A 6,569-nucleotide genomic window follows, 5' to 3' on the forward strand; every position below is an offset into this window, starting at 1 on the left:
GAGCGGTCACCTCCGGCTGACAGTCTGCCCGCTTGCCCCGGGGGAGCGCCTACGGTTGTCGCATGCGCCTGACCGCCGTTCGCGCACCCGAGCGCGGGCCCCTCCTGCAGGTCGTCAAGACCGTCCTGGCCGTCGTGCTGTCGTGGGTGGTCTCCCTGCTGCTCTTCCGCAACGGCCCGCCACCTGTCTTCGCGGCGATCGCCGCCATGCTCGTCGTGCAGCCGAGCCTGAACCAGTCGCTCGTCAAGGGCATCGAGCGCAGCCTGGGGGTCGTGGCCGGGGTCTTGCTGGCCACGGGGCTGGGTATCGTCCTCGGCACGCCGTCGTGGGTCGTCATGGCCGCGGTGGCGGCAGCGCTGCTGCTCTCCTGGGGGCTGCGGCTGACGAGCGGGTCAGGCAACCAGATCGCGATCAGTGCGCTGCTGGTGCTCACCCTCGGCGCGACGACCCCCGACTACGCCCTCGTGCGGGTGGTCGAGACGCTGGTCGGTGCGCTCATCGGAGTCTGCATCCACGTCGCCCTCGTGCCGCCAGTCACCCTGATGCCGGCCAGGGACGCGCTGGACACCCTGGGGGAGGAGACCGCGGAGGCCATGGAACGCCTGGCCGAGGCATTGGTGAATCCCAAGACGCGTCCCGGTCGACTGCTGCTCGTCGCCGACGCCCGCCGGTTGCACCGCTGGCGCGACGAGGCGGAGGAGGCCCTGGACACCGCCGAGGACTCGCTGGCCTTCAACCCGCGCGCCCGTCGCTACCGCGGCGACCTCGAGGCGATGCGCAAGAGCCTCGACATGCTGACGAGGATCGGGACGCAGGTGCGGGGGATGACCCGGGCCTACGTCGACCACTACGACGCCGGGGTCCGCGAGGAACGGACGGTCGTGGCGATCGCCGAGGAGCTGCGTCGCGCCGCCCACGACACCCGGCTGCGGCTGCGCCTGATCCTGCCGAGTCCCGAGGCGGAGGACCTCGAGGAGACCGCACCGGCGCTGACCGAGCCGTTGGACACGCGCGCACCGCAGGGCATGCGCTGGGTGCTCATCGGCTCGTTGATGGAGGACCTGCGACGCATCCGGCACGAGCTGGGCGCCCAGGTGGCGTGAGGTTGCCCGGAGATGACTGCGGAGGAGACGACCATGCCAGTGATCCGAGTCGAGCTCGACAGCGACCGGGTCCACGCCAAGCGCTTCCACGAGCGTGTGGGTCGCGGCGAGCCGTTCCCGCAGGAACGCCAGCTGGTGATCGAGGAGGCCTGGCGGCGTGGATTCACGCCCACGGGAACCATTCACTACCGCGGGCGCACCAATGGCCAACCACCCGGCCTGAAGTTCGATGCCGAGGTTCGTCTCGATCGTGGCTGACCCCCGGACGGGGAGGGGCGCTCGGCATCCCTCACAGGAATAAATGACATAATGTGGATTATCGGCATTTAGGGATTCCCCGGGAACCGGCACCTCATCGACAGGCTCGACCATCGACACGACGGCCCTCAGGTGTGCCTGGCCCAGGCATGGCTCACGACCGGCGCGCCGGTCGATGGTGCCCGTCCAGCCGTGCGGGGTCACGATGTACACATCACCGTCGAGCCCGCCGGTGAAATGGTTGCTGTAGCGCCAGGCCCGCAGCCAGGCGAATTCCTGTCGGCCGGCCAGGACGTACCCGTCGCGACAGACGACGGTGATCAGGACGTGACTCATGCCTCCGTGGTCCGTCGTGACCGTGAAGCGTTCGGGAACGAGCTCCTGCGCCACCGCGCGAGCCAGGTCGCTGTCCTCCGGTGGACCCGGCACCTGCTCTCCCGCGTCCCTGGCGACCCTTGCTGCTGTGACCACCTGATCGCCGAGACGTACGGCCGCGACCACGCTGCGGCCCGCCCGGAAGGCGCACATGTGTGCGATCTGTCGCAGGGTGGCTGCGGGGTCGTCAAGATCCCAGACGTCGGTGCGCATGTCCTCGACCGTGGCACGGAAGGGCTGGTTCACGAAGGGCGTTGTCCACAGGGGCTCGCGAACGGCCGTTGGGCCCCGGGCCTGTGGACGGGCGCCCGCTCGGACTCGCCCTGAGTGGTTGGCTGGTGCGGCATGGGATACGGCACGAACTTCCTCGACCACCTCGAGGTCACTCCCCCGCTCAACGACGCAGAAGCCGACTGGTTGCGAGCCTTCGCCGAGATCGACCGACGGCACTACAGCGACCCCTACGACGTGGCGATGAACCCACGCGTCGTGGCCCAGGAGGGCTCGCGGGGCGCACGTCCGCGGGATGAGTCGCCCCCGGACCCGTTCGCCTCGCTCTCCCCGCGCGACGGCACGCCGTATCCGCACCTCGACGGGGTGCCCTGCGGTGATGGCTGCTGCCTACGGTGGAACGGCACCGAGAAGTCAAGAATGGCGCTCGAGTGGCTCGAGTACCTGACCGATCACTTCCTGCGGCCCGGCGCGCACGCCCGCAGCTGCGGCAGGCCTGAGTTCGAGCACTTCACCTTCGACCACCAGGTCAACGGCATGCTCGCAGGCGAGCGCGATGACACCGGCGAGCTCTTCCTCATCAGGGCCCGGGACAGCACCTTTGACGTGGAGACCCTCGTCCCACCCCGGTGGTACCCGTGGTGACCTCAGTAGCCGTCGGGCGTGAAGTCGACCTGCGTCGGGGGCGCCAGTGCCTCCTTGGAGACGATGCGCCGCGCGGCCGTGTAGAGGCTCATGACCGCATCGGCGTCCTGGGCGCGGCCCTGCGTGATGGCGGTGAGGATGACGGCGGCCTCAGCCTCCATCGTACGTCCGTGACGGCGCGCCACCTCGCTCAGACGGGTCTCGAAGTCTGAGCCGATGTCGCAGGTCTCGAATGTCATCTGGATCACATCCTTCCTCGGCCACGGTAGCGCGGCGTGTGACGCACGTCACGCAAGACCACGCTGGGGAGTCGCCTCGGACATCCGGCCACCGGGTCGGGCGACGCCACGAGAGGGACCGAGGGTCACTGGGCGAGACCGTTTTGGCGCTGGCGGGTCAGTGTGCTGTGCTACTTCAGCAACCCATCCAGAGCGGCTGAGAGACCTGGCTCGACGACGCCGCAGCAACCACCCCTTGCGGGCAGGTGCTCATGCCGGGACCGATGGAAGGAGCATCACCGTGTCTTCATCGACGCCCAATTCCCCTCTGCCCGAAGGCGTTCCGACGACGGACGCCGGCAAGCGGGAGATCCTCTTCAATGCCTTCGACATGAACTGCGTGGCACACCAGTCCCCCGGGCTGTGGCGCCACCCGGAGGACCACGCCCGGGACTACAACACCCTGGGCTACTGGACCGGCTTGGCCCGGACCCTCGAGAAGGGCCTCTTCGACGGCCTCTTCATCGCCGACGTCCTCGGCCCGTACGACGTCTACGGCAACTCCGACGAGGCCACCCTGAAGTCGGGCACGCAGGTACCGACCAATGAGCCGACGCTGCTCATCCCCGCGATGGCTGCGGTGACCGAGCACCTGACCTTCGGGGTCACCGCCGGGACCGCCTACGAGCACCCGTACTCCTTCGCCCGGCGGCTCGGGACCCTGGACCACCTGACCGATGGTCGGGTCGGGTGGAACGTGGTCACCGGGTACCTCCCTTCGGCCGCGCGCAACCTCGGTCACGAGGACCAGATGGAGCACGACCAGCGCTACGACCACGCCGACGAGTACATGGACGTGGTGTACAAGCTCCTCGAGGGCTCGTGGGAGGACGACGCGGTCATCAACGACACGACGTCCGGCGTCTTCATCGACCCGAGCAAGGTGCACCGCATCGATCACGAGGGCGCCTACTTCAAGACCCCCGGGATCGCCTTCACCGAGCCGAGCCGCCAGCGCACGCCGGTGATCTACCAGGCGGGCGCCTCCAGCCGGGGTCGGGCCTTCGCCGGCAAGCACGCCGAGGCGACCTTCATCAACTCCCCCACCGACGAGCTGATCAAGGGCACGACGGCCAAGTTGCGCCAGTCCCTCGTCGACGCCGGGCGCGACCCCTACGACGTGAGGGTCATGTCGATGCAGACCATCGTCACCGGCGCCACCGACGAGGAGGCGCGGGCCAAGTACGAGGACCTGGCGCAGTACATCGACGTCGAGGGCGGTCTGGTCCTCATGAGCGGCTGGATGGGCCTGGACCTCTCGCAGTTCGAGCTCGACGAGCCGATCGGTGATGTGGAGTCCAACGCGATCCAGTCCACGGTCGAGACCTTCAAGAAGGCCTCCGGAAACCTCGACGAGGAGTGGACCGTGCGCAAGCTCGCCGAGTGGTGCGGGATCGGCGGCTTCGGCCCGGTGATCGTCGGCTCCGGTGAGACCGTGGCGAAGGAGCTCGCCCGGATCCAGGACGAGACCGACGTCGACGGCTTCAACCTCGCCTACCACATCACGCCCGGCACCTTCGAGGACATCGTCGAGTACGTCGTCCCCGAGCTGCAGAAGCTCGGCCGCTACAAGACCGAGTACACCGAGGGCACGATGCGCCACAAGCTCTTCGGCCACGGCGACCACCTGCCGGAGAACCACTACGGGTCGCGCTTCGCACTGCGCAACCTCGCCACCACCGCGTAGCCGGGTCGTGTAACCCGGCTCCCCGGACGAAGTGCTGCCTGCAGCACTTCGTCCGGGGAGCCGGCCCACGAGGCGCTGGTCCCCCGCCGGCTGCTGCGCGGCCTCCTCGGCCCACCGGACCCCCGGGAGGAGTACCGTCAGCAGCACACGACGAGGACGGGAGCGCACCACGGGGATGAGCGGGGGACCACCTCTTCGAGATCGCATCGCTGGTGGTGCTGGCAGCCGTCCTCCTGCTGGACCTGGTCCTCGTCGTCCGGCGTCCGCGGGTCCCCTCGACGAAGGAGGCCGCGGCCTGGGTCGGCTGCTACGTCGCCCTGGCCCTCGTCTTCGCCGTCGCGCTGCTGGCGGCCGGCGGGACCGACCGGGCCACCGAGTTCCTGACCGGGTGGCTGCTCGAGTACTCGCTCTCGGTCGACAACCTCTTCGTCTTCCTCGTGGTCATCTCCCGCTTCGCCGTCGCGAAGGAGATGCAGCAGCGGGTCCTCATGGTGGGCATCCTCATCGCGATCCTGCTGCGCGGGGTCTTCATCCTCGCCGGCGTGCGGATCATCGAGTCCTTCACCTGGGTCTTCTACGTCTTCGGCGCCTACCTGGTCTACGTCGCGGTCAAGCAGGCCCTCGGCGGCGAGGACGACTCCGGCAGCCGGGAGGGCCGGATCGTCCGGACCCTGCGCACCCGGGTGGGGCTCTCCCCCTTCGTGCTCGTCGTGGTCTCCCTCGGCGGCATCGACGTGCTCTTCGCGCTGGACTCCATCCCGGCGATCTTCTCGGTGACCACCGACCCCTTCCTCGTCTGGGCCTGCACGATCTTCGCGCTCATGGGTCTGCGGCAGCTGTACTTCCTGCTCGGCGAGCTGCTCGACCGCCTCGAGTACCTCGACATCGGTATCGCGGTGATCCTCGGCTTCATCGGCCTCAAGCTCGTGCTGCAGGCGATGGCGACCAACGAGGTGCCGTGGATCAACGGCGGGCGACCGATCGGCTGGGCCCCCACCATCGAGACCTGGCAGTCCCTGCTGGTCATCGTCGCCTCGATGACGATCGCCGTCGGTGCCTCGCTGGTACGGCAGCGTCGCGGCTAGCGCAGCCGCCCTCGATCACGTTCCCGCAGCGCATCGGCACGTAGGTCGACCCCGGGAGTTCCGAAGAGGTCACGGGTGGATCACGGACCGAACCGGAGCCACGGCCCCGGCGTCGTACAGGTCATGAGCATCCCACGCAGGACAGTCCTCGGAGCAGGTGCGGCACTGCCCCTGCTCGCCGGCAGCTCGAGCCTCCCGGCCGCCGCCGCGGCCGGCCCGAGCCCGGGCGACTGGAAGGAGCTGGCCGGCTCCATCACGGGCGGGCTCAACCTCCCGGGCAGCCGACGCTACGAGTCCCAGCGCAAGCTCTTCGACCCGCACTGGGACTCGAGACGCCCGGCGGCCATCGCCCGCGTCCGCGACGCCGACGACGTGGCCACGTGCATCACCTTCGCCAAGGACCACGGCCTGGACATCGCCGCCCGCTCCGGCGGTCACTCCTACACCGGCCGCTCGGCACGCAACGGTGCGCTCGTGGTCGACACGCGCAGCATGCGCGCGGTCAGCCTCGGCTCCGGCGGCGACCGCGCCACGATCGAGGCCGGGGCCAAGCTGTGGACCGTCCACGAGGAGCTGGCGAAGGGGGACCGCTCGGTCCCCACGGGAACCTGCCCCACGGTCGGCACGGCCGGGCTCTCCCTCGTCGGCGGCCTCGGTGTCGACTCCCGCCGCTACGGCCTGATGTCCGACCGACTCGTGAGCGCCACCGTGGTCGACGGCCGCGGGCGGGTGCTGACCGTCGACGAGGACACCGAGCCCGACCTCTTCTGGGCGATCCGCGGGGGCGGCTGGGGCACCGGGATCGTCACCGAGATGACCTACCGAACGATCCCGGCCCGCGGGATGGGCTTCTTCAACGCCACCTTCCCCGCCTCGGCCGCGGTCGACGCGCTGGCGGAGTGGCGGC

At 69.4% G+C, this 6,569-nt stretch carries 7 protein-coding genes and 1 riboswitch; of the genes, 6 read left to right on the plus strand and 1 reads right to left on the minus strand.

Annotated elements, in window-relative coordinates:
- Positions 1-62 precede the first annotated feature (62 nt).
- The 3 genes from JCO01S_RS03925 (at position 63) to JCO01S_RS03935 (ending at position 2,612) form a co-directional block, all read left to right on the plus strand.
- Positions 63-1,103 carry an FUSC family protein gene (locus JCO01S_RS03925; RefSeq protein WP_068251008.1) on the plus strand — a complete coding sequence of 347 codons (1,041 nt, stop codon included), beginning with the start codon at positions 63-65 and terminating at the stop codon, positions 1,101-1,103.
- Between the two features lie 12 nt (positions 1,104-1,115).
- Positions 1,116-1,361 (plus strand): hypothetical protein, encoded by a 246-nt coding sequence (locus tag JCO01S_RS03930; protein ID WP_068251010.1) that lies wholly within the window; start codon positions 1,116-1,118, stop codon positions 1,359-1,361.
- Positions 1,362-2,081: 720 nt separating this feature from the next.
- A complete protein-coding gene (locus JCO01S_RS03935; RefSeq protein ID WP_068251013.1) occupies positions 2,082-2,612 on the plus strand; it encodes a hypothetical protein in 531 nt (176 codons plus the stop codon).
- Between the two features lie 2 nt (positions 2,613-2,614).
- On the opposite strand, the gene JCO01S_RS15615 is transcribed toward JCO01S_RS03935, so the two are convergent.
- The gene (locus tag JCO01S_RS15615; protein ID WP_157074466.1) at positions 2,615-2,773 is read right to left on the minus strand and encodes a hypothetical protein; all 159 of its coding nucleotides are present in this window, start codon (positions 2,771-2,773) and stop codon (positions 2,615-2,617) included.
- Between the two features lie 258 nt (positions 2,774-3,031).
- Positions 3,032-3,121: riboswitch (SAM riboswitch) on the plus strand.
- Between the two features lie 10 nt (positions 3,122-3,131).
- Here JCO01S_RS15615 and JCO01S_RS03945 point away from each other — a divergent pair.
- From JCO01S_RS03945 to JCO01S_RS03955, 3 genes are all read left to right on the plus strand, one after another.
- The gene (locus JCO01S_RS03945; protein WP_439645688.1) at positions 3,132-4,577 is read left to right on the plus strand and encodes an LLM class flavin-dependent oxidoreductase; all 1,446 of its coding nucleotides are present in this window, start codon (positions 3,132-3,134) and stop codon (positions 4,575-4,577) included.
- 215 nt (positions 4,578-4,792) lie between these two features.
- Entirely contained in the window at positions 4,793-5,662 is an 870-nt protein-coding gene (locus JCO01S_RS03950) for a TerC family protein (RefSeq protein WP_369407277.1), read from the plus strand.
- A gap of 123 nt (positions 5,663-5,785) precedes the next feature.
- Positions 5,786-6,569 (plus strand): FAD-binding oxidoreductase (locus JCO01S_RS03955; protein WP_157074467.1); only part of this gene is annotated, 784 nt, incomplete at its 3' end.

Origin of the sequence: Janibacter corallicola NBRC 107790, from assembly GCF_001570965.1 — a bacterium.
In the GTDB taxonomy this organism is placed as follows: domain Bacteria; phylum Actinomycetota; class Actinomycetes; order Actinomycetales; family Dermatophilaceae; genus Janibacter; species Janibacter corallicola.

Coding starts and splice junctions, on each gene's coding strand:
- JCO01S_RS03925 (WP_068251008.1), top strand. CDS start 63: ATGCGCCTGACCGCCGTTCGCGCACCCGAGCGCGGGCCCCTCCTGCAG.
- JCO01S_RS03930 (WP_068251010.1), top strand. CDS start 1,116: ATGACTGCGGAGGAGACGACCATGCCAGTGATCCGAGTCGAGCTCGAC.
- JCO01S_RS03935 (WP_068251013.1), top strand. CDS start 2,082: ATGGGATACGGCACGAACTTCCTCGACCACCTCGAGGTCACTCCCCCG.
- JCO01S_RS15615 (WP_157074466.1), bottom strand. CDS start 2,773: ATGGAGGCTGAGGCCGCCGTCATCCTCACCGCCATCACGCAGGGCCGC.